21 protein-coding genes and 1 pseudogene are annotated in these 23094 nt (G+C 62.8%); 12 read left to right on the top strand and 10 right to left on the bottom strand.

Going from position 1 to position 23094, the window contains the following annotated elements; translation table 11 throughout:
- Positions 1-134: 134 nt before the first annotated feature.
- A complete protein-coding gene (locus tag ASD02_RS15520; protein ID WP_025427299.1) occupies positions 135-797 on the bottom strand; it encodes an aspartate/glutamate racemase family protein in 663 nt (220 codons plus the stop codon).
- Between ASD02_RS15520 and ASD02_RS15515 the strand changes: the two genes are divergently transcribed.
- The 3 genes from ASD02_RS15515 to ASD02_RS15505 all read left to right on the top strand — a co-directional run bounded on the left by ASD02_RS15515 (position 790) and on the right by ASD02_RS15505 (position 5035).
- A complete protein-coding gene (locus ASD02_RS15515; protein ID WP_025427300.1) occupies positions 790-1038 on the top strand; it encodes a hypothetical protein in 249 nt (82 codons plus the stop codon). The genes ASD02_RS15520 and ASD02_RS15515 overlap by 8 nt on opposite strands.
- A 64-nt stretch (positions 1039-1102) precedes the next feature.
- Positions 1103-2857 carry an adenylate/guanylate cyclase domain-containing protein gene (locus ASD02_RS15510; RefSeq protein ID WP_025427301.1) on the top strand — a complete coding sequence of 585 codons (1755 nt, stop codon included), beginning with the start codon at positions 1103-1105 and terminating at the stop codon, positions 2855-2857.
- A 6-nt stretch (positions 2858-2863) separates the two neighbouring features.
- On the top strand, positions 2864-5035 hold the full coding sequence (locus ASD02_RS15505) for an adenylate/guanylate cyclase domain-containing protein (RefSeq protein ID WP_057220813.1): 2172 nt from the start codon (positions 2864-2866) through the stop codon (positions 5033-5035).
- A 72-nt stretch (positions 5036-5107) separates the two neighbouring features.
- On the opposite strand, the gene ASD02_RS15500 is transcribed toward ASD02_RS15505, so the two are convergent.
- Positions 5108-6175 carry a FecR domain-containing protein gene (locus tag ASD02_RS15500; protein WP_025427303.1) on the bottom strand — a complete coding sequence of 356 codons (1068 nt, stop codon included), beginning with the start codon at positions 6173-6175 and terminating at the stop codon, positions 5108-5110.
- Positions 6176-6821: 646 nt separating this feature from the next.
- Between ASD02_RS15500 and uvrB the strand changes: the two genes are divergently transcribed.
- A complete protein-coding gene (uvrB, locus tag ASD02_RS15495; protein WP_057208754.1) occupies positions 6822-9860 on the top strand; it encodes an excinuclease ABC subunit UvrB in 3039 nt (1012 codons plus the stop codon).
- Between the two features lie 575 nt (positions 9861-10435).
- Here uvrB and ASD02_RS38240 read toward each other — a convergent pair.
- The 4 genes and pseudogenes from ASD02_RS38240 to ASD02_RS15475 form a co-directional block, all read right to left on the bottom strand.
- Positions 10436-10573, bottom strand: a pseudogene (locus ASD02_RS38240) (molecular chaperone DnaJ); the annotation flags it as partial.
- A 54-nt stretch (positions 10574-10627) separates the two neighbouring features.
- Entirely contained in the window at positions 10628-11383 is a 756-nt protein-coding gene (locus ASD02_RS15485; RefSeq protein WP_057208713.1) for a DUF4239 domain-containing protein, read from the bottom strand.
- Positions 11384-11667: 284 nt separating this feature from the next.
- Entirely contained in the window at positions 11668-12390 is a 723-nt protein-coding gene (locus ASD02_RS15480) for an LssY C-terminal domain-containing protein (protein ID WP_025427307.1), read from the bottom strand.
- Between the two features lie 469 nt (positions 12391-12859).
- Positions 12860-13429 (bottom strand): J domain-containing protein, encoded by a 570-nt coding sequence (locus tag ASD02_RS15475; protein WP_107027611.1) that lies wholly within the window; start codon positions 13427-13429, stop codon positions 12860-12862.
- A gap of 1087 nt (positions 13430-14516) precedes the next feature.
- Between ASD02_RS15475 and ASD02_RS15470 the strand changes: the two genes are divergently transcribed.
- Positions 14517-14729, top strand: coding sequence for a cold-shock protein (locus ASD02_RS15470; RefSeq protein ID WP_025427309.1), 213 nt, complete (start codon positions 14517-14519; stop codon positions 14727-14729).
- A 551-nt stretch (positions 14730-15280) separates the two neighbouring features.
- Here the strand turns inward: ASD02_RS15470 and dusA are convergent.
- A complete protein-coding gene (gene dusA / locus ASD02_RS15465) occupies positions 15281-16372 on the bottom strand; it encodes a tRNA dihydrouridine(20/20a) synthase DusA (RefSeq protein ID WP_025427310.1) in 1092 nt (363 codons plus the stop codon).
- A 452-nt stretch (positions 16373-16824) separates the two neighbouring features.
- Between dusA and ASD02_RS15460 the strand changes: the two genes are divergently transcribed.
- The 7 genes from ASD02_RS15460 to ASD02_RS15430 all read left to right on the top strand — a co-directional run bounded on the left by ASD02_RS15460 (position 16825) and on the right by ASD02_RS15430 (position 20692).
- The gene (locus ASD02_RS15460) at positions 16825-17286 is read left to right on the top strand and encodes a DUF3828 domain-containing protein (protein ID WP_057214286.1); all 462 of its coding nucleotides are present in this window, start codon (positions 16825-16827) and stop codon (positions 17284-17286) included.
- Positions 17287-17448: 162 nt separating this feature from the next.
- Complete coding sequence (locus tag ASD02_RS15455) at positions 17449-17832, top strand: hypothetical protein (RefSeq protein WP_057208715.1); 384 nt, start codon at positions 17449-17451, stop codon at positions 17830-17832.
- A gap of 221 nt (positions 17833-18053) precedes the next feature.
- Entirely contained in the window at positions 18054-18293 is a 240-nt protein-coding gene (locus ASD02_RS15450; RefSeq protein WP_171519872.1) for a hypothetical protein, read from the top strand.
- A 168-nt stretch (positions 18294-18461) separates the two neighbouring features.
- Positions 18462-18701, top strand: coding sequence for a DUF982 domain-containing protein (locus tag ASD02_RS15445; RefSeq protein ID WP_025427314.1), 240 nt, complete (start codon positions 18462-18464; stop codon positions 18699-18701).
- A gap of 371 nt (positions 18702-19072) precedes the next feature.
- Positions 19073-19276 (top strand): hypothetical protein, encoded by a 204-nt coding sequence (locus ASD02_RS37080; protein WP_025427315.1) that lies wholly within the window; start codon positions 19073-19075, stop codon positions 19274-19276.
- A 67-nt stretch (positions 19277-19343) separates the two neighbouring features.
- On the top strand, positions 19344-20030 hold the full coding sequence (locus ASD02_RS15435; protein WP_025427316.1) for a fumarylacetoacetate hydrolase family protein: 687 nt from the start codon (positions 19344-19346) through the stop codon (positions 20028-20030).
- A 131-nt stretch (positions 20031-20161) separates the two neighbouring features.
- Positions 20162-20692, top strand: coding sequence for a gamma carbonic anhydrase family protein (locus ASD02_RS15430; protein WP_025427317.1), 531 nt, complete (start codon positions 20162-20164; stop codon positions 20690-20692).
- Positions 20693-20790: 98 nt separating this feature from the next.
- Here the strand turns inward: ASD02_RS15430 and ASD02_RS15425 are convergent, their stop codons facing one another.
- The 3 genes from ASD02_RS15425 to ASD02_RS15415 are packed head-to-tail and all read right to left on the bottom strand — an operon-like array spanning position 20791 to position 22914.
- Complete coding sequence (locus ASD02_RS15425) at positions 20791-21186, bottom strand: Fur family transcriptional regulator (protein ID WP_025427318.1); 396 nt, start codon at positions 21184-21186, stop codon at positions 20791-20793.
- Positions 21186-22016, bottom strand: coding sequence for a zinc ABC transporter permease subunit ZnuB (gene znuB / locus ASD02_RS15420; RefSeq protein ID WP_057220811.1), 831 nt, complete (start codon positions 22014-22016; stop codon positions 21186-21188). The genes ASD02_RS15425 and znuB overlap by 1 nt, the downstream gene beginning before the upstream one ends.
- Positions 22009-22914 carry an ATP-binding cassette domain-containing protein gene (locus tag ASD02_RS15415; RefSeq protein WP_025427320.1) on the bottom strand — a complete coding sequence of 302 codons (906 nt, stop codon included), beginning with the start codon at positions 22912-22914 and terminating at the stop codon, positions 22009-22011. The genes znuB and ASD02_RS15415 overlap by 8 nt, the downstream gene beginning before the upstream one ends.
- Between the last annotated feature and the right edge of the window lie 180 nt (positions 22915-23094).

Genomic DNA, 23094 nt, shown 5'->3' with positions numbered 1-23094 from the left:
CCAAAATTGGCTGCTGGGCGAAAGATCCTCTCCGCATAGACCCGCCGCGTCACGGCAATCCGTGATGCCGGCAACCGGATTCCGAATTTTAAATCTTCGCCCTAAACACCTGAATCAACAATCAAACACTCTACTCATCGCGCAACCCGCGAGGCCATCTGCGCGATCTGTTCCAACGCGGCGCTCAGCCCCGCAGACGGGCTCGTCAAGGGGCGCGTTCCTCGACGCACAAGCTCGGCCGCCCCGGCCATGGAGGCTTGAGCGAGAGCGACAATCGCCGCGCCATCGTTATAGGCGGCGTCGGCTGCATCGGCGATTGCGGCGAGATAGCCATCGCGGTCACCGGCCTTGAACAGACCCCATGCGCCTGCGACGAGACGCACCTCGAGCGCCACACCCTTTCGCTTCGTGGCCTCGGCAAAAAGCGCAGTGGTCGGCGCCACGGTCGTTTCGACGGCGCAGAGCGCCACCACCTTTTCTCCGATCGCCGCTGCCTTTTCGGCAAGCGCGGCATCAGTCCGCAACACCGGCACCGGCGCTTCACGCACGATCGCGGTACTCGGCCCGAGCGTCGAACAGGTGAGGAGCACGGCGTCGGCGCCGCCTGCAAGCGCCGTCAGCGCTGCAGCCGTCTCCTCGGCTATATCGTCGGTGAGCCCGCCTGCCCGTTCCGCAGCCTCGAGCAGGTCCGGCCGCACCGCATGGCGAAGCACGCCCGCGGCAAGGCCGAGTTCGCGCGCGGCGGCTTCGAAGACGGCGACGTTGCTGTCGGCGGTATGCAGGCACGCGATGATCAAGATGCTTTCCCTCACGCTGGATTCGCGCTTTGCGGTCGCCGTCGGCCACTCGCTGCCGGTAAACTTCGCACGTTACGTCGCCGGCTGGAAACAGGGATTGAGGCCCCCAACACAACGCAGGTCCTTCCATCGCTTCAAACGTGCAATCCACGGGCGAAAGCGCCTTCGGCCCGCAAATGGCCCCAAAATCGGCGCAGCAATCGATGCCGACACACGATCGCCGCGCTTTTCGCGCTTCTAGATATTGCTAAATTACGTTACCCTTAATTTCCTCTAGCTGTACGCCGCGGGAGGGGCTTGCCCCTTTGGAACGGAAGCTCGCAGTCATCCTCGCTGCCGATGTCGCTGGCTATAGTCGCCTCGTCGCGACCGACGAGGAAGGTACGCTTGCGACGCTGGGCACCTATTGCGCCACGATCGGCGACCTCGTCGCCGAGCATGGCGGTCGCATTTTCAGCACTGCCGGTGACAGCGTCGTCGCCGAGTTCCACAGCGCCGTCCAGGGGGTCCGCGCCGCCGTTGCTATCCAGCGCGCCCTGCAACGCCGCAATGCCGATCTGGCGCCGGAGAAACGCATGGAGTTCCGCATCGGCATCAATCTCGGCGACGTCGTGGTCGAAGGCACAAACCTGTTGGGCGACGGCGTCAACGTCGCAGCGCGGCTGCAGCAGGTGGCGCGACCGGCCGGCGTCTGCATCTCGGGAACGCTGCACGACCAGATCGAGGGCAAGCTCGACTTCCCCATGGTCAAGCTCGGCGAGCAGACGCTCAAGAACATGCCGCGGCCGGTGCTGGTGCACAGCGTCGACTGGCGCGAAGACCCGACGGTGCCCGACCTGCCCGGCATGCCGCTCCGCCTGCCGAACAAGCCGTCGATCGCCGTGCTCCCCTTCCTCAACATGTCGGACGATCCCGGCCAGGACTACTTCGCCGACGGGTTGACCGAGGACATCATCACCGGGCTCTCGCTCTGTCGCTGGTTCTTCGTCATCGCGCGGAACTCCTCCTTCGCCTACAAGGGGCACGCAGCGGACGCGAAGCAGATCGGCCGCGATCTCGGCGTGCGCTACATCGTCGAGGGCAGCGTGCGCCGATCAGGAAGCCGCGTGCGTGTCACCGGGCAATTGATCGAGGCCGAGACCGGCGTGCATCTCTGGGCGCAGCGCTTCGATCGCGAAGTGGCGGACATCTTCGCCATCCAGGACGAACTCACCCAGCACGTCGTCGCCGCCATCGAGCCGGAAATTCTGATCGGCGAAAATCGGCGAGCGCTGTTGCGCGGCACCGAGAACCTCGACGCCTACGAATGCCATATGCGCGGCACGCTGCTGCACAACGCCCAGGACACGGCCGCGCATTTCTCCGAGGCGATCGACTGGCATCGTCGTGCCATCGCGCTCGATCCGGATTTCGGCCGCGCCCATATGATGCTGGCGCGTTCGCTCTACGCCCGATGTTTCTTCGGCTTCAGCGACGATATCGACCGCGACAGGACTGAACTGCTCGCCGCAGCCGAGCGCGCCATCGCGCTCGAAGATCGGGATCCCTATTCGCACTACGTCATGTGCCTTGCCAATTTCGCAGCCCATCGTCCGCATGCGGCCGTTGCCGAAGCGCAGCAGGCGATCGATCTCAACCCCAATCTCGCATTGGCCTATATGGCACTCGGCTGGGCCCGCATTTTCATCGGCCGCTTCGCCGAAGCGCTCGATCCACTGCACAAGGCCTTGCGTCTGAGCCCGCACGATCCGCTGACCTATCTCTTCCTTAACCGGCTCGCGCTTGCCCACTATCATCTCGGCAATTACGAGGAGGCGCAGCACCATGCCGAGCGCGGACTGCTGTTGCGGCGCACCTATTTCAATCTGGTCGTTGTGCTCGCCTGCCTCGGCCAGCTCGGGCGCACGGAGGATACCTGCAAGCTTATCGACGAGGCGATCGCCAACGCCCCCTCTGATCTCAAGCGCTACTGGCAGATCCTCACCGCCTATGTCGATCCCGCCGACTACGCGCATTTCACCGACGGGCTGCGCAAGGCGGGCCTGCCCGCTATACCGTGAGGCGCCATGACACGTGCGCAACAGCTCGGCGTCGTGATCGGTCTGGCCTTCGTGGTAGTCCTGACATTGCTGCGCGCCAGCGATCCGCAGCTTCTGAAACAGGCGCGCGACGTCACCTTCGACGAATATCAGCGGCTGTCCCCGCGCGCCTACGAGCCGATGCCGGTCAAGGTCGTCGATATCGACGAAGCCTCGCTGCGCGCCTTCGGGCAATGGCCCTGGCCGCGAGACCGGCTGGCGAAGCTGACGGACAGGCTGGCGGAGATGGGGGCGTCGGCGATCGCCTTCGACATCCTGTTTGCCGAGCCGGATCGGCTGTCGCCACGCAACGTATTGCGCGACGTGCCGGAGATCGATCCCACGCTGCTTGAGCGCCTGCCCGACAATGACGAGGTCTTTGCACAGTCGATCGCGGAAAAGCCCGTCGTCCTCGGCTTCGGGTTGACCAACGAAGGAAGCTACCTGCCGCCGGTCAAGGCGGGCTTCGCCTTCACCGGCGAAAGTCCGATCGGCGCACCGCCGCGCATTCTGTCGGCCACGCCGCTGCGACCGCAACTGGAGAGCAATGCCGCCGGTCTTGGCCATATCAGCCTCAACCCCAGCGACTCCTCGGCCGTCGTGCGAGCGGTGCCCCTGTTCCTGAGCGACGGCCAGCAACTCTACCCTAGTCTCGCAATGGAGGCGCTGCGTGTGGCGCAAGGCGCATCGACCTATGTCATCGCCGGCGCGCCCGACCTGCCCGATACGATGACGGCTGCCAAGATCGGCGATTTCGTCGTGCCCTTGACCGCCGCCGGCGAACTCTGGCTCTACGTCAGTCCCGATACAACCGAGCGCTATGTCTCCGCACGGCGCATTCTCGAGGATGGAGACATGTCTCCCGACGTCAGCGCGGCAATCGAAGGCAGCATCGTGTTCATCGGCACCTCCGCCGCCGGCCTGCAGGACGTTCGCACGACGGCGCTCGGCCAGAACGTTCCCGGCGTCTCGCTGCATGCCCAGATCGTCGAGCAGATCCTCTCCGGCCACTATCTCTCTCGCCCGGACTGGGCCAATGGCCTGGAAATCCTGGCGATTGCGATTGCCGGCTGCCTGCTCGTGCTGTTGACGACTTTCGTCAGTCCCGTCATGGCGCTTGCCTGCGGCATGGCGATCACGGCGCTGGCGCTCGTCGCCTCATGGGTCGCGTTCGCCTATGCCGGCCTGCTCTTCGATCCGCTGGCGCCGATCCTTGCGGCGTCCATCACCCATTTTTCGGCCACGGCGTTCCGCTTCCTCGTCACCGACCGCGAGCGCCGCGAGGTTCGCCAGGCCTTCGGCCGCTATCTCTCACCGTCGTTGCTCTATCGGATCGAACACAATCGCAACGCCCTTCGGCTCGGCGGCGACGATCGAGAACTGACGGTCATGTTCGTCGACGTGCGCAGCTTCACCGAGATCAGCGAGCGCATGGCGCCGACCGATGTCGTTACCTTTCTCAACACCCTGCTCGATGCGCTGAGCCGGCACGTCATTGCCAATGAGGGCACGCTCGACAAGTTCATCGGCGATTCGATCATGGCCTTCTGGAACGCACCGGTCGATGTCGCCAACCATCCGCGAAAGGCGCTGCGGGCAGCGCTCGGCATGCGTGAGACCTTGGCGCGGCTCAATGCCGACGACGCCTTCGGTTTCGGCGCGACGCAGGCGGTCGGTATCGGCATCGGTATCCATACGGGGATCGCCTGTGTCGGCAACATGGGCGCCGAGACGCGCTTCAACTATTCGGCTGTTGGCGACACGGTCAACATCGCCGCCCGCATCGAGGCGGCGTGCAAGGAGGTGAGCTTCGACATTCTCGTATCGGAAGCGACGGCGCAGGCGCTGCCCGGTTGCGCGCTGCTGGAAGCAGGCGCCCTGGGGCTGAAGGGAAAGACGACGCGAACCCGGCTCTTTGCCGTCGCCGGCGACGAAGGCGTCGCCTCTTCGCTCGACTTCGGTGAGTTGCACAGACTACATTCGAGGCTGATCGAAAACCTGCGTGCACGCGCCTCGACCAGCCGCAGCCTGGCCAATGCCGCCAAGCTCAAGGCGGCGGCGATCACGCCGGGTCTGGTGACCTTCTACGGCAGGATCACTCGCCGGGCGGAGCATTTCATCGATGTTCCCGCCGAGCAGGAAAGCCGAATCGCCGAGTAGCGATCAATCGTCATTGTCACCATCAAGGACGCGTTTGGCAGCCCGGTGGGGCACCTATTGCGCGGTCTCCTGCTACTCACCGGTGTTGCGACCACGGTCGCCACCGCCGCGTTTGCCGCCATCCTGGCTGTTGCCGCCACTCTGGGCGCCGACGTTCTGGCCGGCGCTGCTCTGAGTGCCGTTGGTCTGATTGCCGCTGCTCTGTTCCGTGCTGCCAGGTCCGGTGTCGTTGTTGTCGCCGCCCTGATCCTGATTGTCGCCGCCTTGATCCTGCTTGTCGCGGCCCTGGTCGTGCTTCTCGCCACCGCGATCATGCTTCTCACCTCGATCGTGCTTCACACCTCGATCATGCTTGTCATGGCCCTGTTCGCGAAGCTGCTTTTGTGGTCGCGGCGTTTCCGGCTTAGGCTCTTCGCGGACGACCGGATCCGGTTGCTGCGCCGGAGAACTCTCGCGCTGGATTGCAGCCCGTAGCCCGCAGCCGCCTCCGGCCCAACCCATGGCGCCGGAAAGCCGCTGGCCGCCAGACAAGAACGGCAAGGCCTGGGCGTTGCCGAGTGCTTGCAGCGTACGGCGGTTGACACGGCTGGCCTGGCTGACGGCGCCGCCGGGCTTTGCCACCACACAGTCGCAGCGCTGCGTCAGCTGGCGACATCCGCCGGCGCCGCAGAAGCTCGCCGCGCCGCTGAGCAGCACCATCGCGGTCGTTCCATCGCTGCCGACATAAAAATCGAACGCCGTGCCGCGCACGCCGATGGTGCCGGCCGGCGTGACGATTTCGTAAGCCGAATGTTTGGATTTGCCGCTGACCCAGCGAAAGGTTCCCTTGGCGGCCATGATCGTCAGTTTCTTCACCGACTTGCTGCCGTCATAGACGAACTGATCGATGACCACGGATGATCCCCAGCCGACAGCCAGCTTGGTCCCGTCCTGAAAGACGAATTGTCCAAGGCCGGACTTTGACGTCCGGATCCGTTCATCCCGGTAGACCGGGTCCCTGACCGCCAACGGACCACTCTTGCCGGAGACTTCCGTCCTGATCGAGACTGCCTGGCCAATGGGCTCGGCAGTAAAGCTCGGCACTGGACAAAAAAGCGTGGCACTAACAGCGATGAGTGCGGCACTGCGCAAACGCGACATGAGCCCCTCCAAACCACTCTTTTTACCACGCGGCATGGCCGGATGTCTGCTCGCCCATTCGAGGTAACCGGCGGCAACCAGAACTAGCAAAAGCTAACCCCTCCCCGTTGCCGGCGCGAAAACAATACGTCCAAAACGCCAGATGCGCCGGGCATGTTGCCTCACGAACGGCAGGCGCAAATACAACGCCAGATAGACAACTCAATGCACCGACACACCGGAAGTCACCCGTCGAAAGCTGCCGTGAGCCGACAGGAAGACGAGGAAACGGTGGGCATTGCCTGGCCAAGGCGAACGGGCTGGTAGTCTGCTTCCGCCGGGCCATAGGGAAGCCAAGATGCACACGATGCAAGCGTCGCGCTTTCAGCTGCGACTGGCGTCATTGCCGGCTGTTTTCTTGAGCCGGAACCGATGACGGCAAGATGCAGCAGTTGGAACGACTGCAAGCTCCAGTTGATCTTGCTAGATCGGGGGTCGCACATGCGCCCGCAGACTACCTCTCCCCGTTGGCGGGCAAGCTCGGCCACCGACATGGGCAAACCGTCGCCCCAGGACCGGTAAACACCCGGAAGAATCCATGCATTTCGTTTCCCTTTTGTACTCATTCCCCCTTTATTTTCGTTATGACTCTGTCCATATTCCCGCCATGGCCCAGGATCCGAAGAAGTCTGCAAAAAATCCCCCCAGGAAAACCACAGTGCCCGGCGGCTTCGAGGAAGCCCCGCAGGCGCCGCTGTCGGGAACGCCGCTATCCGGCAACGTCTCCGATTGGGTGAAACAGCTCGAGGCCGATGCCGAGGCTTCCGCCTTCGAGAGCCAGCGCGAGGTCGCCTCCAAGGCCGGCAAGCACCGCAAGAAGGTGGAGATCGCCGCGAAATCGGCCGCAGGCCGCAAGCCCGAAGGGGCGTCCGAGCCAATGCGAGGCCCACGCGGAGCGAAGGCGCAAGGCGCCGACAGCGTGAGCGGAAGGACGTCCCGCGGGACGTCCATGGGCGGCACGACCGACCCGAAGACGCGCGCCGCGGCGGGCCTCAATCCGGTCGCCGGCCTCGACGTGTCGCTTGAGGATGCCGACAAGCTGTCCACTTCCGGCGTCACCGCCACCGTGGAGGCGCTGTCGGCGCTGATCGAGAGCGGCAATCCGCTGTTCAAGGACGGCAAGCTCTGGACGCCGCACCGCCCTGCCCGGCCGCCGAAATCCGAAGGCGGCATCGAGATCCGCATGGTCTCCGACTACGAGCCCGCCGGCGATCAGCCGACGGCGATCGCCGATCTCGTCGAGGGCCTTGCCTCCGGCGAGCGCAGCCAGGTGCTGCTCGGCGTCACCGGCTCGGGCAAGACCTTCACCATGGCCAAGGTGATCGAGGCGACCCAGCGCCCCGCCGTCATCCTCGCGCCCAACAAGACCTTGGCCGCCCAGCTCTATTCCGAGTTCAAGAACTTCTTCCCCGACAACGCGGTCGAGTACTTCGTCTCCTATTACGACTACTACCAGCCGGAAGCCTACGTGCCGCGCTCGGACACCTTCATCGAGAAGGAATCCTCGATCAACGAGCAGATCGACCGCATGCGCCACTCGGCCACCCGCTCGCTGCTGGAGCGCGACGACTGCATCATCGTCGCCTCGGTCTCGTGCATCTACGGTATCGGCTCGGTCGAGACCTATACCGCCATGACCTTCCAGATGAGCGTCGGTGACACGCTCGACCAGCGGCAGCTGCTGGCCGACCTGGTGGCGCAGCAATACAAGCGCCGCGACATGGATTTCCAGCGCGGCTCGTTTCGCGTGCGCGGTGATACCATCGAAATCTTTCCGGCCCACTTGGAAGATGCCGCCTGGCGCATCTCCATGTTCGGCGACGAGATCGACGCCATCACCGAGTTCGATCCGCTGACCGGCCAGAAGACCGGCGACCTGAAATCGGTAAAAATCTACGCCAACTCGCACTACGTCACCCCGCGCCCGACGCTGAACGGCGCCATCAAGGCGATCAAGGAAGAGCTGAAGCACCGGCTGGCCGAGTTGGAAAAGGGCGGCCGCCTCCTCGAAGCCCAGCGGCTGGAGCAGCGCACCCGCTACGACATCGAAATGCTGGAGGCCACCGGCTCCTGCGCCGGCATCGAGAACTATTCGCGATACCTCACCGGCCGCAATCCCGGCGAGCCGCCGCCGACGCTGTTCGAATACATCCCCGACAACGCGCTGCTGTTCATCGACGAGAGCCACGTCTCCGTCAGCCAGATCGGTGGCATGTATCGCGGCGACTTCCGCCGAAAGGCGACGCTGGCCGAATACGGCTTCCGCCTGCCCTCGTGCATGGACAACCGTCCGCTGCGCTTCGAGGAATGGGACGCCATGCGCCCCGACACCGTCGCGGTTTCGGCCACGCCCGGCAGCTGGGAAATGGAGCAGTCCGGCGGTGTCTTTGCCGAACAGGTCATCCGCCCGACCGGCCTGATCGATCCGCCGGTGGAAGTGCGCTCGGCGAAAACCCAGGTCGACGACGTGCTGGGCGAAATCCGCGAGACGGCCGCTGCCGGCTACCGCACGCTGGTGACGGTGCTGACCAAGCGCATGGCCGAGGACCTGACCGAATACCTGCACGAACAGGGCATTCGCGTCCGCTACATGCACTCCGACATCGACACGCTGGAGCGCATCGAGATCATCCGCGATCTTCGTTTGGGTGCTTTCGACGTGCTCGTCGGCATCAACCTCCTGCGCGAAGGCCTCGACATTCCCGAATGCGGCTTCGTCGCCATCCTCGACGCCGACAAGGAAGGCTTTTTGCGCTCGGAGACGTCGCTGGTGCAGACCATCGGCCGTGCCGCGCGTAACGTCGACGGCAAGGTCATCCTCTATGCCGACCAGATCACCGGGTCGATGCAGCGCGCCATGGACGAAACCAGCCGCCGCCGCGAAAAGCAGATGGCCTTTAACGAGGCCAACGGCATCACGCCGGAATCAGTAAAGGCAAAGATCTCCGACATCCTCGACTCGGTCTACGAGAAGGACCACGTGCGCGCCGACATCTCCGGCGTCGCCGGCAAGGGCTTTGCCGATGGCGGCCACCTCGTCGGCAACAACCTCCAGGCGCACCTCAACGCGCTGGAAAAGCAGATGCGCGACGCCGCCGCCGACCTCGACTTCGAAAAGGCCGCCCGCCTGCGCGACGAGATCAAGCGCCTCAAAGCCGCCGAACTCGCCGCCATGGACGACCCGATGGCACGGGAAGAAGCCAAGGCGATCGAAGGTGGAACGGGGCGGAAAAAGGCAACGGCACCAAATAGCGGTAAGGCCTCCCCCTCGCCGTCATCCTCAGCCTTGAGCCGAGGACCCACCACCATCGCGGACGACAATTCCCTGTTCCAGAAACCGTCGCTCGACGACATGGGTCCGGGCACCGACACCGAACGCCCGCTGTTTCGCAAGCCCGAACTCGACGAAATGGGCCGCGACGTGGCAACGCCGGCCGGCCGCAAGGATGCCGAGAGCCAATCGCTCTTCCGCAAGAACAGCCTCGACGAAATGACTGTCGGCCGCACCGAAAAACCCGTCATCGGCAAGGTGCCGGACAAGCCGCTCATCCGCGCCAAACCGGGCGTCGGTTCCTATGAAGACCCCGTCGACGAAAAGCGTCAGAAGGGGCGGACGAAGGGCAAGACGGGGCGGCCGGGGAAGTAGCGTCGGCAACGGCGAACAAGTTTGCGTTATCCCGGCGCAGCTCTCATCACACCACGCCCAGTATGCGCGAACCAGACGCGCCAAGGATAGGACCTTTCTCAAGGCGCAGCGCCATTCAATGTGAGGGCGGCGCGGGTTGCAAAGCCTATCGCTGGCGTCAAGCTTGGGATCCACTTCTATGAGTATCTTGTCGACGTGACCTGACCAGACGAGATGACCGCGCGGCGAGGATGATATGCAGAAAGTTAAATTGGCACTCCAGAAACTGAGAGGTTCCGGTCGAATCAAACCCGTAAATGAGAACGCATCTGCGTTTAACTTCCGCTACATCAAAGCATAGTTCTTTTTGGGAGAGCAGCCGCAGAGTCGTCAATCATTCGGCAGAACTGAACTCATCCAGTTCCGTCGCCTCAGGCGGCCTGGCCAAACAGGACTGCCTTATGCGGCCACGTGGGCTTCCTCTGCTTTAGCTTTCCATAAGACCGCGCTCCGGCCCGATGGCTTGAGTACCCCCGCACGTCTTAATCGAATGATGGGCTGGCTAATTCAACTCCACCCCCCCTGTGCCTATCAAGCTCCTGCATCATCAGGCCCTTGAGGTCGCGCGGCTCGGCGAGTTGCGGATCGTAGCCGGTGTCGGCATGGATCTTCCGGCGCACCAGATCCTTCAGGAGAACGCAGGCCGCCTGCAGCCGGGCAAATTGCCCGGAATCGCGCAAAGCTTTGCGGACGGCAGCGGCTAGCCCAGCATGCATCACCGCTCCGCGCTACAGCTTCATCTCCGCCAGCGCCCTATGCAGGGGCGCATCTGAAATCAGGATCGCGCCGGTGAACGGAATGTCCATGTCGAGCACGACATAGACAGAGGCGGCGATGAACATCGCCGAAACCACGAACATGGCGACGACCACGACGTTTTGCGGCGCGCGATAGCCGAAGCTGGCGAAGATCAGCGTCATCCACGCCATCAGCATGCCGATGACGGGCATCGGTATTGCGCCTTCCGATTGCTCGACGATCGTCCAGCGCTGTTCGACGATGCGGTTATATTGCTGGCGGGCACTCACCAGCATGGATTCATGCAGGCTGTCGGCGGGCTGAATGGCCGCGAGGCTGTTACCGACCGTATCCAGCCGCTGTTGCGTGGAATTGGGTCCCTGGTGCTGCACATTGTCGACCCTTTCGGGATCGGCAATCACCCCCTCTACATAGGCGATCAGATATTGCCGCGCATCGTTGCCGGCGAGGCCATAGGTCCTGAGCGTCCGGTCGAGAAGGATCAGATTGATGGCGAAGGAATGCACATTGTCGTCGATCCCCTCGAACGTATTCTTGGCCGAATTGATCATCAGGCCGAAGACCAACGACGCCATGACCACGAAGATATTGGCAACGAGCCGCACGACGGTATTGGTGTCATCATCGCGATGACGCGCCGGCAGCTTCGGATAGAGGTGCATCATGCCAAGCGCCGCCACACTCAGGCAAAGGAACGCGGCAACGGCAATCAAGATCGCACTCATTCCGGCCCCGTTCCCGTTATTCCACTGCCCTCTGTCCGTCTGGCGCGTCCCATGGGCGGCTACTGCATGTTTCCTTAAATCCTATTCGCTTTAAAGAAACATGCAGCAGTTCAAAGTGCTACAGCGACCTTTGCCCATCTAGTCAGATGCGCGGCGCTGTAGGATAGGAACTTTATCAAAGTCCGCAACGGCTGAGGTGTTGGCCGACGGTCTCGAATCCGCGGCAGCCCGGTCGTCAGTTCACGACATCGCCGAGCTTGAGCCATCGTCTTGCGGGCCACGCTTTAGCCGCCAGTGCCAGCCGTCACCTGCCCCAGCACTCCAACCAGCGCCTTGCCATCGGTAAAATAGGGATCGCCACCGCCGTTGCGGCCGGTCGTGGTGGCGCCTATGCCGGGGATGTCGTAGGTCGAGGAAACCTGTCCGGCCTTTTGCAAATCGCCGATGACCAAGTCTCGCTCTGCGTCCAGGTTCGGGCCGATATGGTGGGTGATCTGGCCGGTGTCGTGGCTGAAGCCGACACCGCGGTCGAAGCTGGCCGAGCCGAGCCAAAGCGGCTTGCCATCCGAGCCGGTATGTTTGGTCTGCCAGAAGCGCACGTGGTTTCGCTCGTCGGCGCTGTTACCGACGGGCTTTTCAAACGCCAGATCCTGTTTCCGGCCCTCGAAGAACAAAGGGCTGACCGGTGCATCGAGGTCCGGCCGATCGAGCACCACGCTCAATCCGATGTCGACGGAGGATCGCAGGGTTATCTTGTCGGCCGGATCCCAGCCGGCCGCGGCGAAGGCGCGGATCACCTGTTCCTTGGAGCCAACGAGGCCGACGTTGATAGGGTCGCCGGGAATATCCTGCTCGGTGGTGGTGACCATGGCGCTAAAATCGTCAACCCGGCTCCTGTCGTGAAAGATCCAGAGCTCCGGCAGCAGGAAATAGCTGACCAGCAGATAGGCGACCAGCACAACCGCCAGGACGCTCAGAGATGCATGAAGTTTCCTGCGACGGGTCATCTGCGTTCACCCTAGTCCCGGTGCGGTGATATCAGCTAAAGGCGATATCAGCTAAACCTGAAACAGCCAGGAAAGCAACGTGTGGTTATGGTCATGCCGATCCTGCACCAGCCCGTCTCCGTTCCGCCACCACCGCCGCAAACTCATTCCCTGCGCTCTGAACCGACGCGACCGCCTTGCGTGTCCCAAAAACGACCGTCGAGTATGGTGCAGACGGCTGCAGCTGCACGCCGTTGACGAGTATTCCTGCATCTCGCAAAGCCCATAGCAAAACAGGCGGCCATTCAAAGTGCTGCAGCGACTTTGCGCGTCTGATTAAGACGCGCGGCGCTGTACGCGAACCGGATCGCCGCGTTTTCAAGCGCAGTGACGGCCAGTTGGAGGCAGAACGTCCGCAGGCTGCCGGCGTCGGGCCGCGAGTGGCGAGCGGCACGGCTCCCTTGCCTTCTGCGGCAAGATGCGAGCAGCGCTACTCCGCGGCGTGCGCCTTTACCTCCAGCGCCTCCAGCTCGTAGGAATAGCCTTCCAGCATTTCATAGGCCTGCTCGATCGTCTTGATCTGCTCTTCGGTGGTCTTGATCGCCTCGGCGATCGAGCGTGAGCGGGCGCGCAGCATCGAGCCGAGGACGTCGGTTTCCGGCCGGCGGCCGAGGCGGTCGAGGTGTTTTCGCACGCGGGCGCGGTGGCGCTCCAGCTCGAGGATGTGGAAGCGGCTCTTGACGATATCGTCGGAAAGCTTGCGGCGCATGGCGGCGACGGGGTCGAAGCTGCCGGGCTCGCGCTCGTCGAGAATGAAGTCGTTGACCAGGGTCTCCAGCATCATCAGGCCCTTGAGGTCGCGCGGCTCGGCGAGCTGCGGGTCGTAGCCGGTGTCGTCAAAGACCTTGCGGCGCACCGGATCCTTCAGGAGATCATAGACCGCCTGCAGCCGGGCGAATTGCTCGGCATCGCCGCCCGAGTCGGGATGGGCCGCCTTGGCCGCCTTGCGATAGGCCGTGCGGATGGCCTGGTCGTTCGCGTCGCGGTCCACGCCAAGCATCTCGTAGGGATCGATCACGCTGCCCCCTGTTCGTCTCGCATTCCGATTTCTCCGCCTGACCTAACGCACGCAACCGAAGACCGGAACCAATCACCGGTAAAGCCTGCGCGTTATCCCAAACTTGTTCAAGTGCTGATGCGGCGTGATGGGATCATCACCGCATCCGGGCGCCGCGTTCATCAAGTCGAGGCGCGCCGAAGCACTCGCCCTTCCGACGCGGCGGCGCGCACGTTCGTCCGTGGTCGGGACGAAATTGTGGTCGGAAACGGGCCGTCCCCGATTTTTCCATGCAGGACCAATGGTTACGGCGCAAACCGACCACGTGACCTGCGTCGCCCGCAACAGGAGCGATGGCCGGAAGGCGGCCCATCGAAGGGCGACGCACCTTGGCGCACGCGGAAACCGATGCGCGTTCGGCCCGCTTGTTCGGCTGCTTATCGGCCCGCGCGTGGCCGCGACAATCAACGGACGTCGCCATCAACGGCCCTCACACGCACTCCGCCCGCCGCGGGTGACCTTCGCTCTTTTCTGCGGCACGCGCCTGCCCCAAAACCTTGGTCGCCTCTTCCACTTTTGCCGATAGCGGCGATGGTTGCCCGCTGAGGAATGACACCAAGATCGCGATCATCCAGCGGCCGGAACGCGGCAGTCTGCAACATGCTCGCCGATAGCCCGCCCGGCTCTGCGTCCCCTCGCCGTTCGTCTGCACCAAGCGGCAGCCGCTACAGCGCCGCGCGTCTAATCAGACGCGCCAAGGTCGCTGTGGCGCTTTGAATTGCAGAAGCCCAAAACCCCTGAGAATGCTGTGGTTGGCGGCACATTTTCCCGAAATAAGCCGCGCGAATGGCTCTTGCGTTTTTTTGCAAATACTGTCACTGCTGCTACCGTTCGGGCGTTTTCAATCCCGGAGACTGGACTTTCTCTTTTGTGCCCGGCTTGCCGGGCCGGCCGGAAGCGGCAAATGGACGTTCTTTCCCCGTTATCGTGACTACTCGACGCCTATCCGCTTGTATGCGGAAGACGACACACCCACATCCTCACGGGGGCGCGGGTATAGCTTTAAGACTGAAGGAAAAGGACTTCTTCCATGGCCACTAAGGGCACCGTAAAATTCTTCAACCAGGACAAGGGTTTTGGTTTCATCACGCCGGACGGCGGCGCTAAGGACGTATTCGTCCACATCTCCGCTGTACAGGCCGCTGGCCTTGCTACGCTGAAGGACGGCCAGGTTGTCACGTTCGACACCGAAGCTGACCGCATGGGCAAGGGCCCGAAGGCCGTCAACATCCAGGCTTCGTAAGCCGGATCGTCCGACTGGACTTTTTGGAAGCGGCGCTCCCCAGGGGGCGCCGTTTTCGTTTGGGCTGTTGGTTTGTGTCGGGGCGGGTGCCGACGCATTGGCCGGAAGCCGCCTTCGCTTCGACCGAGGAGACCTCGGCATCCGCATCCGCAAGTATTCGCGGGGCGGCCAGGGGGATCATCGGCTCAAGGCCGAGGATGACAGCGGTTCAAGGCTGAGTATGGCGCCGGCTCAAATGAGAGACTCGCGTCGGTGTGAGGACGACGGCCGATGTTGGCGGGTCCGCCAGCTCTTTTCATTTGGCCTCAGGCGTTCTCGATCACCGTGAGGATCGACAACACACCATGTGGCCAGCAAGCGGGGCCACCGCTCTGCCTCGAACAAGTCGCCCCTCATTTCTGTGCTCGTCACAGAAATCCAGCAGCGCCGCGTCCGCGGCGCAAGGTTGCAGCTGTAGGCGCAGTCCCTAGTCGCCATGTGAGACATTCCGGCCGTGCCGACGCTGGCCCTCTGCGACATGCAGAGGATGACGTTCCGCGACGTCTCCGGACCTACTCGGCCGCCTGCTTTGCGGCTGCCGCCTCGAACACGGCATCGAAGGCGGCGTGGATGACCTCCGGCCCAGCCCCTTGGCGGGTGGCGTCAGACGACAGGATCTGGCGGTAGCGCCGTGCACCCGGCCAGCCCTGGAACAGCCCGACCATATGCCGCGTGACATGGGCGAGCCGGCCGCCATTGGCGATGTGGCCGGCCGCATAATCGGCCATCGCTTCGCGCAATTCCGCCCAGAAGGACAGGTCCAGCCGGTGGCCGCGCTCTGAGAAGTCGGCAGCGTCGTGAATGAGCGTCGGCGCGCCGGTCAGCGGATGCGGGAAAAAGCCATCGACCGACGAAAGCATGGCGCTGTCGTGATAGGCGGCCCGACCGAGCATCACGCCATCGAGATGCTTGAGCTCGTCAAGCGACTGATTCAAAGTCTGAAGTCCGCCGTTGAGGCCGATGAAAAGATTAGGGTTTTCAGCCTTCAGCCGGTGCACGAGAGCGTAGTCGAGCGGCGGGATGTCGCGGTTTTCCTTGGGCGAGAGCCCCTGCAGCCAGGCTTTGCGGGCATGGACCCAGACCGCGTCCGTACCGGCGTCGACGACGCGCGACACCAGATCGCGCAACGCCACTTCCGGATCCTGCTCGTCGACGCCGATGCGGCATTTCACCGTCACCGGGATCGTGACCGTGGCCTTCATCGCCGCCACGCATTCCGCCACCACGCCAGGCTCCTGCATCAGGCAGGCGCCAAAAGTGCCGGATTGCACCCGGTCGGACGGGCAGCCGACATTCATGTTGATTTCGTCATAGCCGAACGCTTCGGCAATGCGGGCCGCCTCCGCCATCTTGCGCGGATCGCTGCCGCCCAGCTGCAGCGCCACCGGATGCTCCGACGCATCAAAACCGAGCAGCTTCACCCGATCGCCCCTGAGGATCGCGTCGGCGACGATCATCTCGGTATAGAGCAGCGCATGCCGCGAAAGCCGGCGCGCAAAAAACCGGTAGTGCCGATCGGTCCAGTCGATCATCGGCGCCACGGCGAAGATCGGAGCCTTGAAATACGCTCTTCCGGCCGCAGATTTTGCTGCGTTCTCAGTCATTTCTTCTGTCTCTTGTTCGCTCGCGGCGGCAAAGGGCAGCGCGATGGCCACGCGCCCGCCGACGGCCAGCGTCTTGTACCGTTGCCGGCTTATATAATGGCGCAGGCAAGAAAGCGAGCCTTTGAAGGGCAGCAAGGCTCCTGGCTGCGGATCGCCGTCATCGGGCGTGGCTGCTCACGCGAACGGCACGGCGGGACGCTTCGGATCAGAAATGCCGGCAACGCCACGGGCTGTTGCGACAGACGCTTCATTTCGCGCCAGAGTTTCTGGCAGACTTTGATGGCTTGCGCCCTGCCGCCTGCAAGACTTGCGTCGCGACATCCGAAGCCTTCGTCGGGCGGAGGCAGTTCGGCGGGGCCGGAAAGCCGGGCGCAAAAACGCACCAAAAATGGCTCACGCTCGAGCCGTCATCCTTGATAAAAAATCACAGGCGACTCGATCGGGGACCATTCATGCAAAATGTCACATTTGCTTTTGTGCTGGGGCTTGCGACGGCGGTTGCAACAGGCGCCTGGGCTCAGCCATTCAGGTCCCCGACCGCGCTCATCGAGGCGCTCTATGCGCCATATCTTGGCGACGGCGACACCTCGGAGCGCGACGCGTTTTTCTCCAACGATCTCACCAAGCTTTACGAGACCGACGCGGAGAAGAGCCAGGGTGAGGTCGGCGCCATCGGCTTCGACCCCGTCATCAACGGGCAGGATTGGGACATCGCCAACCTGCGCATCGGCAAGGCCGAAATCACCGGCCCATCCGCTGTCGTCACCGTGCGCTTCGAGAATTTTTCGGCGCCCGTCACCCTGCGCTACAGTCTGATGAACGAAGCCGGAAACTGGCAGGTCGACGACATCGAAAGCACCGAGGGCGATACCCGGTGGACGTTGAGCGAGATCTTCGCCAACGCGCAATATTGAAGCGGTAGATATGGCTCGAACCGCAGCACGGAAACGAATTCGCAGGTGGCCGGGCCGCGCAAACAACCAGACGCAAGCATCTTCGGCTTGACAGGCGGTATCACAGGCGATTAGGGCAGCGTCCCTGTATCGATACAGAAGGCAGGAACAAGGGAAGACGGCATGAAACGTGCGATCGTGGCACTCCTCACCCTCCAGCTCGCGGGTTGCCAGTCAGTGGCGCTCGAGGATCAGGAGATCGCGAAGCCGAAACCGCCTTCCGTGCCGACGCTCTCCGGCACCGATCTTCAGGCCCTTATCGTCGGCAAGTCGCTGCGCTACACCATTAACGGCGTCGTCTCCTCCTATTTTGCCGACGGCCGATATGGCTACCGCGATTACGAAGTGCGCGACGGCGGAACCTACACGATTGCGGGCGACGAAGTCTGCATCACCTTCGAGGATGGTGGCAGGCGCTGCGACCAATTCGCCCGGATCGGACCCGACTATGTCAGGATCGAGGAAGGCGGCCGCCAGACCAAGGTGGCAGGCGTCGGACCGGCCTGAACCGGCGACAGCGCTGCGGGCACCAGCGTCGCGGCAATGCTTCAGAAAGGCGGAGATGCCCGCGCTCGAAATTCGCCCTGCCCGTCCAGACGAGCGCCTGGCGCTGATCGAGCTTTCTCTCCAATCCGCTTCGCGAACCCCTTATTCCCAAGGGGTTCTATTATGGGGGGTTATGGCATAGTTCGCCGGGCACCGGGGCTTGGGTGCCGGGGGAGAAAGACGTGAACCCTTTGCGCTCGACACAATGTATCGCGCTGTCGCAGCCTGATATCGACACGCTGCAGCGCGTCTTCGACAACATCTGCGCCGAGCAACACTGGCCGCGCGACAGCGCCCGTGCCCGCCGCCATGCACGCATGCTGATCGACGAATATCTGGCCGGCACGACCAATGAGCAATTGCTGCTTGTCGTCGGCCGCTTGTTCGCCTCACGCTTGGCGGAGACATCGACCTCGGCCTAGGGGCGAAGTCCAGCGGTTGTGCTTCGGCAAGACGCACCCGGAAAAGCTGCTTACAAAAGCGTTATCCTGCGCTACATTAGCACAGTTGACCCTTGCCGCGTGGGAGGAGCCCTGTCGCAAGCAGTCGCGATGCCGACATTCATTGAGATGATCTCGAGGAGGAGACGCATGCATCAAATCATCTGGAACCAGCCGATCGAACTCGACTTCGTGACGGGCGATGTCCGCACCGTCAAGGGCCCGTCAGACGCGCTTGCCTGCCTTGCCGACCATTGGCCGCGGCGCGGACCGAGTTACGTCGCCGCCCGCAGCGCCTGCCGCGCCGCCATCGACGGCCGTCGCACGGTGGAAGAAGCGCGATCGCTGTTCATCTCGGCTGCAAATGAAGCCGAATTGAAAGCGCATTAAGAGGCATTTGCCACCCGCATTGAGTGCCCTGCACTCGCCCCTTGCCGTTGGCATGCGAAGAGCACGCCGGAGGGCCTGTTGATTGGCATCTGCGCCCTCTTGGAAGAAATGACTTGCGGCGGCGCGATCGCGCCCCAGACAGTGCCTGAGCATGGCATCCGGTGGTGGAGTTACCGTGCCGATTCGGCGCAGCATCTTCAAATAGCACGCAAATTTCCCGGAAATGGCCCGATTTCTGTCGTGAAGCCTTCATTTCTCTGCGCTATATCATGAGGTGCCTCACAAAAACCAATTTCGAAGCGTCTGAGTCCCATCAAGGGAAAAAGCATAATGTCCCAGAAAAAAGGGACAACGAAAACGGGAGAGATATCATGAGCGAGCAGAATCTCTATCGCATCGTTGAAGTCAGTGTGAAGCGCGACGGCGATCGTCGCGATGTCGGCATCATGACCGTGCGCCAAGCCCTGGAACTTCAAGTACCGAGCCTCGAATACAGCCATCCGGAACTGAACTCTCGGTCGGATGGACGGTTTCTCACGCGCGCCCAGTTGCAAGCCTACGCCTGCTGCGCCTGAGATAAACCCTTGCAGCACCCGAACAGGGTGTTAACGTCCGGCTGGGATTCGAAACAGCCGGACAATCATGCAAACAGTCATTCCACCTTCACCACCCGTCCTGTTGCCGATCGCCGGTAGCCTCGTGGGTTTTCCGGTGCGCCGGGTCTATTGCGTGGGCCGCAACTATGCGGCCCACGCCATCGAGATGGGTCACGACCCGGATCGCGAACCGCCGTTCTTCTTCCAGAAGAACCCGGACAACCTGCTGGTGGCCGATAAGACCTTCCCCTATCCGCCGCGCACGGCCGATGTGCACCATGAGGTCGAGCTGGTTGTCGCCTTGAAAAGCGGCGGCGCCGACATCCCTGTCGAACAGGCGCTCGACTGCGTCTACGGCTATGCTGTTGGCATCGACTTCACCCGCCGCGACCTGCAGGCCGAGGCCAAGAAGGCGGGCAAGCCCTGGGCAGCGGCCAAGGCCTTCGAACATTCGGCGCCTGTTTCCGAGATCGTGCCGGTCGAGGCGATCGGTCATCCCGTCAACGGCAATATCTGGCTGAAGGTCAATGGCGAGCTACGCCAGCAGGGCGATCTCGAGCAGATGATCTGGAAGATACCCGAAGTCATCTCGGAGCTTTCACGGCTGTTCACGCTCGCCCCCGGCGACATCATCATGACCGGGACCCCTTCGGGTGTCGGTCCGGTGGTGCGCGGCGACGCGGTGACCTGCGGCGTCGATGGCGTCGCGGCGCTTGCCGTTACCGTTCTCTAAGATCGGAGCGCTTCCGCTTTCGTTTCGGAACGCATCGCGGAAGCGCCCCATCGCATTGTCTTGACGCATCTCCCGATAAAGGAAGCGCTGCACGCGGTTTCAGGGAATGCTCCAACAACAAGGATTGCCCGATGCCGCTCTATGCCCTTGGACCGCTGCGTCCGCAAACGCCTACTGAGGGCAGCTACTGGGTGGCGCCTGATGCCAACATCATCGGCCAGGTGGAAATCGGCGAGGATGTCGGCATCTGGTTCGGCGCCACGCTGCGCGGCGACAACGAGCTGATCCGGCTCGGCGCCCGCACCAATATCCAGGAAAACACCGTCATTCACGTCGACCCCGGCTTTCCCGTGACCATCGGCGAAGGCTGCACCATCGGTCATGGCGCCATCATCCACGGCTGCACCATCGGCGACAACTCGCTGATCGGCATGGGCGCAACGGTGCTGAACGGTGCGAAGATCGGCCGCAACTGCCTGGTCGGCGCAAATGCGCTGGTGACCGAGGGCAAGGAGTTCCCCGACAATTCGCTGATCGTCGGCGCGCCCGCCAAGGCCATCCGCACGCTTGACGATGCCGCCGTCGAAGGGCTGAAGCGCTCGGCCAGCCACTACGTCAAGAACTGGCAGCGCTATGCGATGCAGCTGACGAAGCTCGACTAGAGCGTTTCCGGTTTAAACGGAGTCACAAAACGCTGACGGAAAACCGCTTCGCACTTTTCCTGGAATTGCTCTAAGCGCGACGAGCCCGCCGCGCTCAGTCAGGCGCAGCTCTGGCAGTGACCACGGATCTCGATGGTGGTCTTTTCCGTCTTGAAGTTCTGTGCACGCGTCAGCGCCGACAACCGCTGCTCGATCGCGGTGTCGTGGAACTCGGTTACCTGCCCACACCCCTCGCAGATCGTAAACGCCGTGACCCCGTGATCATGCTCGTGCTCGTGCGGGCATGTGCAGGCAACGAAGGCGTTGAGGCTTTCGAGCCGGTGCACGAGGCCATACTCGAGCAGCTTGTCGAGCGCGCGATAGACCTGCAGTGGCGCGCGAAACCCCTGGTCGCGCAGCTTGTCGAGGATTGTGTAGGCGCTCAAGGGGCCTTCGGAATGGCTGAGCGCATTCATCACCATCGTCTGGTTCTTGGTCAGTTGCGGGGTCGTCATCAATGATGCCCTCCAGGCGTGGAATGAGACGCTGTCTCCAACCGACGCCGCCCGATCGGCAGCAGACTCAGTACGAAAAGCGCAAGTGCAGCAACGACGATAGACGGTCCCGACGGCGTGTCCCAGTGCAGCGAACCGAAAAGCCCACCGGTAACGGCAAGCGCACCGATCACCGAGGCAAGAACCGCCATTATTTCCGGCGACGTCGCAAAGCGGCGGGCTGTGGCCGCCGGGATGATCAGCAGCGAGGTGATCAAGAGGATGCCGACGATCTTCATGGCGATGGCGATCACCAGCGCCATCAACAGCATGAAGAACAACCGCGCCCGCTCCGGCTTCATGCCCTCGGCCTCGGCGAGTTCAGGATTGACCGTGGAGGCCAGCAGCGGCCGCCAGAGATAGACGATCGCGAAGATCACCAGGATGCCGCCGCCCCAGATGATGTCGATGTCGGATTCCGACACAGCGAGAATGTCGCCGAAGAGAAAGCCGACGAGATCGATGCGCACCCAGGTCATGAAGGCGACGATGACGAGGCCGATCGACAGCGCCGAATGCGACAGGATGCCGAGCAGCGCATCGGTCGACAGCGCCCCGCGCCGCTGCAGGAACAGCAGTAATATCGACACGGCAGCCGCAACGATGAACACCGCCACCATCAGGTGGAGATCGAGAAGCAGCGACAGCGCCACACCCAGCAGCGCCGAATGCGCCATGGTATCGCCGAAATAGGCCATGCGCCGCCAGATGACGAAGCAGCCGAGCGGCCCCGCCATCACGGCGATACCGATGCCGGCGATCAGCGCCCGGACGAAGAAATCGTCAAGCATCGCGCTTCTCCTTCACCTCGAAGCCATGCAGGCGGGTGTGGTGGCCGCAGCCGCAATCCTCGCCATGGTCATGCACGTTGTCGTCCTCGTCGTGGTGATGGCCGTCGCCCGGGTAACAGTGCTCGGTGATCGAACCATCAGCATGCAGCACGCGCCCGTCAGGCAGATGCGTGTGGTCGTGATTGTGGCTGTAGACCGCAAGCGTGCTGGCAGCGCGCCTGCCGAACAGCTTCTGGTACTCCGGGCTCTGGCTGACGGCCTGCGGCGTGCCGCGGCAGCAGACATGGCCATTGAGGCAGACGACCGTGTCGGTTTCGGCCATGACGATATGCAGATCGTGCGAGATCAGCAGGATGCCGCAGCCGGTGCGGTTGCGGATCTGCTTGATCAGTTCGTAGAGCGCGATCTCACCGCTGAAGTCGACGCCCTGCACCGGTTCGTCGAGCACCAGCAGGTCCGGCTTGCGGGCGATCGCCCGCGCGAGCAACGCCCGCTGGAATTCACCGCCCGACAGATGCTGCACCTCGGCTTTCGCCAGATGCAGAACGCCGGTCGCCGACAGCGCCTCCTCGATCTCCCTGCCCTTCAGCGGGCCGGTCAGCGTCATCAGCCGTTCGACTGTCAAGGGCAGCGTCCAGTCGACTGCAAGCTTCTGCGGGACATAGCCGACCTTCAGGCCCGGCTTGCGCTCGACAAAACCTTCGTCGGCCTTCAGCACGCCGATCGCCGTCTTCGCGGTCGTTGACTTGCCAGAGCCATTGGGGCCGATCAGCGTGACGATCTCGCCCGGGCTGATGGAAAACTCCACGCCACGCACCAGCCAGCGGCCGTTGCGGCTGACGCCGGCATTGTTCAACCGCACCAGCGGTGTCGTTTCTGGGGATCGGAAATTCAGCATCAAAAAATTCCGGATTGGCGGTTGCCACTGGCTATCGCACACGTTATAGCATAACGCAATTGATGTAATAACATTACATTGAAACATCGACACGTTCAACCGGACGTGTGCTCGGTGTTTCAAGTGTCCGAACTGCGCCTGTCCCTGGCCGAAAACGATAGTCGGTTCAGGGCCTTGCGT

It is taken from the genome of Ensifer sp. Root1252, assembly GCF_001425885.1.
GTDB lineage: Bacteria > Pseudomonadota > Alphaproteobacteria > Rhizobiales > Rhizobiaceae > Ensifer > Ensifer canadensis.
This window is presented reverse-complemented; position numbering and strand designations above follow the sequence as displayed.

What these genes read in the sequence shown, in the direction of transcription:
- ASD02_RS15515 (WP_025427300.1), top strand. Translation starts at nt 790, where the DNA reads ATGATCAAGATGCTTTCCCTCACGCTGGATTCGCGCTTTGCGGTCGCC.
- ASD02_RS15505 (WP_057220813.1), top strand. Translation starts at nt 2,864, where the DNA reads ATGACACGTGCGCAACAGCTCGGCGTCGTGATCGGTCTGGCCTTCGTG.
- ASD02_RS15500 (WP_025427303.1), bottom strand. Translation starts at nt 6,175, where the DNA reads ATGTCGCGTTTGCGCAGTGCCGCACTCATCGCTGTTAGTGCCACGCTT.
- uvrB (WP_057208754.1), top strand. Translation starts at nt 6,822, where the DNA reads ATGGCCCAGGATCCGAAGAAGTCTGCAAAAAATCCCCCCAGGAAAACC.
- ASD02_RS15485 (WP_057208713.1), bottom strand. Translation starts at nt 11,383, where the DNA reads ATGAGTGCGATCTTGATTGCCGTTGCCGCGTTCCTTTGCCTGAGTGTG.
- ASD02_RS15480 (WP_025427307.1), bottom strand. Translation starts at nt 12,390, where the DNA reads ATGACCCGTCGCAGGAAACTTCATGCATCTCTGAGCGTCCTGGCGGTT.
- ASD02_RS15475 (WP_107027611.1), bottom strand. Translation starts at nt 13,429, where the DNA reads ATGCTTGGCGTGGACCGCGACGCGAACGACCAGGCCATCCGCACGGCC.
- ASD02_RS15470 (WP_025427309.1), top strand. Translation starts at nt 14,517, where the DNA reads ATGGCCACTAAGGGCACCGTAAAATTCTTCAACCAGGACAAGGGTTTT.
- dusA (WP_025427310.1), bottom strand. Translation starts at nt 16,372, where the DNA reads ATGACTGAGAACGCAGCAAAATCTGCGGCCGGAAGAGCGTATTTCAAG.
- ASD02_RS15460 (WP_057214286.1), top strand. Translation starts at nt 16,825, where the DNA reads ATGCAAAATGTCACATTTGCTTTTGTGCTGGGGCTTGCGACGGCGGTT.
- ASD02_RS15455 (WP_057208715.1), top strand. Translation starts at nt 17,449, where the DNA reads ATGAAACGTGCGATCGTGGCACTCCTCACCCTCCAGCTCGCGGGTTGC.
- ASD02_RS15445 (WP_025427314.1), top strand. Translation starts at nt 18,462, where the DNA reads ATGCATCAAATCATCTGGAACCAGCCGATCGAACTCGACTTCGTGACG.
- ASD02_RS37080 (WP_025427315.1), top strand. Translation starts at nt 19,073, where the DNA reads ATGAGCGAGCAGAATCTCTATCGCATCGTTGAAGTCAGTGTGAAGCGC.
- ASD02_RS15435 (WP_025427316.1), top strand. Translation starts at nt 19,344, where the DNA reads ATGCAAACAGTCATTCCACCTTCACCACCCGTCCTGTTGCCGATCGCC.
- ASD02_RS15430 (WP_025427317.1), top strand. Translation starts at nt 20,162, where the DNA reads ATGCCGCTCTATGCCCTTGGACCGCTGCGTCCGCAAACGCCTACTGAG.
- ASD02_RS15425 (WP_025427318.1), bottom strand. Translation starts at nt 21,186, where the DNA reads ATGACGACCCCGCAACTGACCAAGAACCAGACGATGGTGATGAATGCG.
- znuB (WP_057220811.1), bottom strand. Translation starts at nt 22,016, where the DNA reads ATGCTTGACGATTTCTTCGTCCGGGCGCTGATCGCCGGCATCGGTATC.
- ASD02_RS15415 (WP_025427320.1), bottom strand. Translation starts at nt 22,914, where the DNA reads ATGCTGAATTTCCGATCCCCAGAAACGACACCGCTGGTGCGGTTGAAC.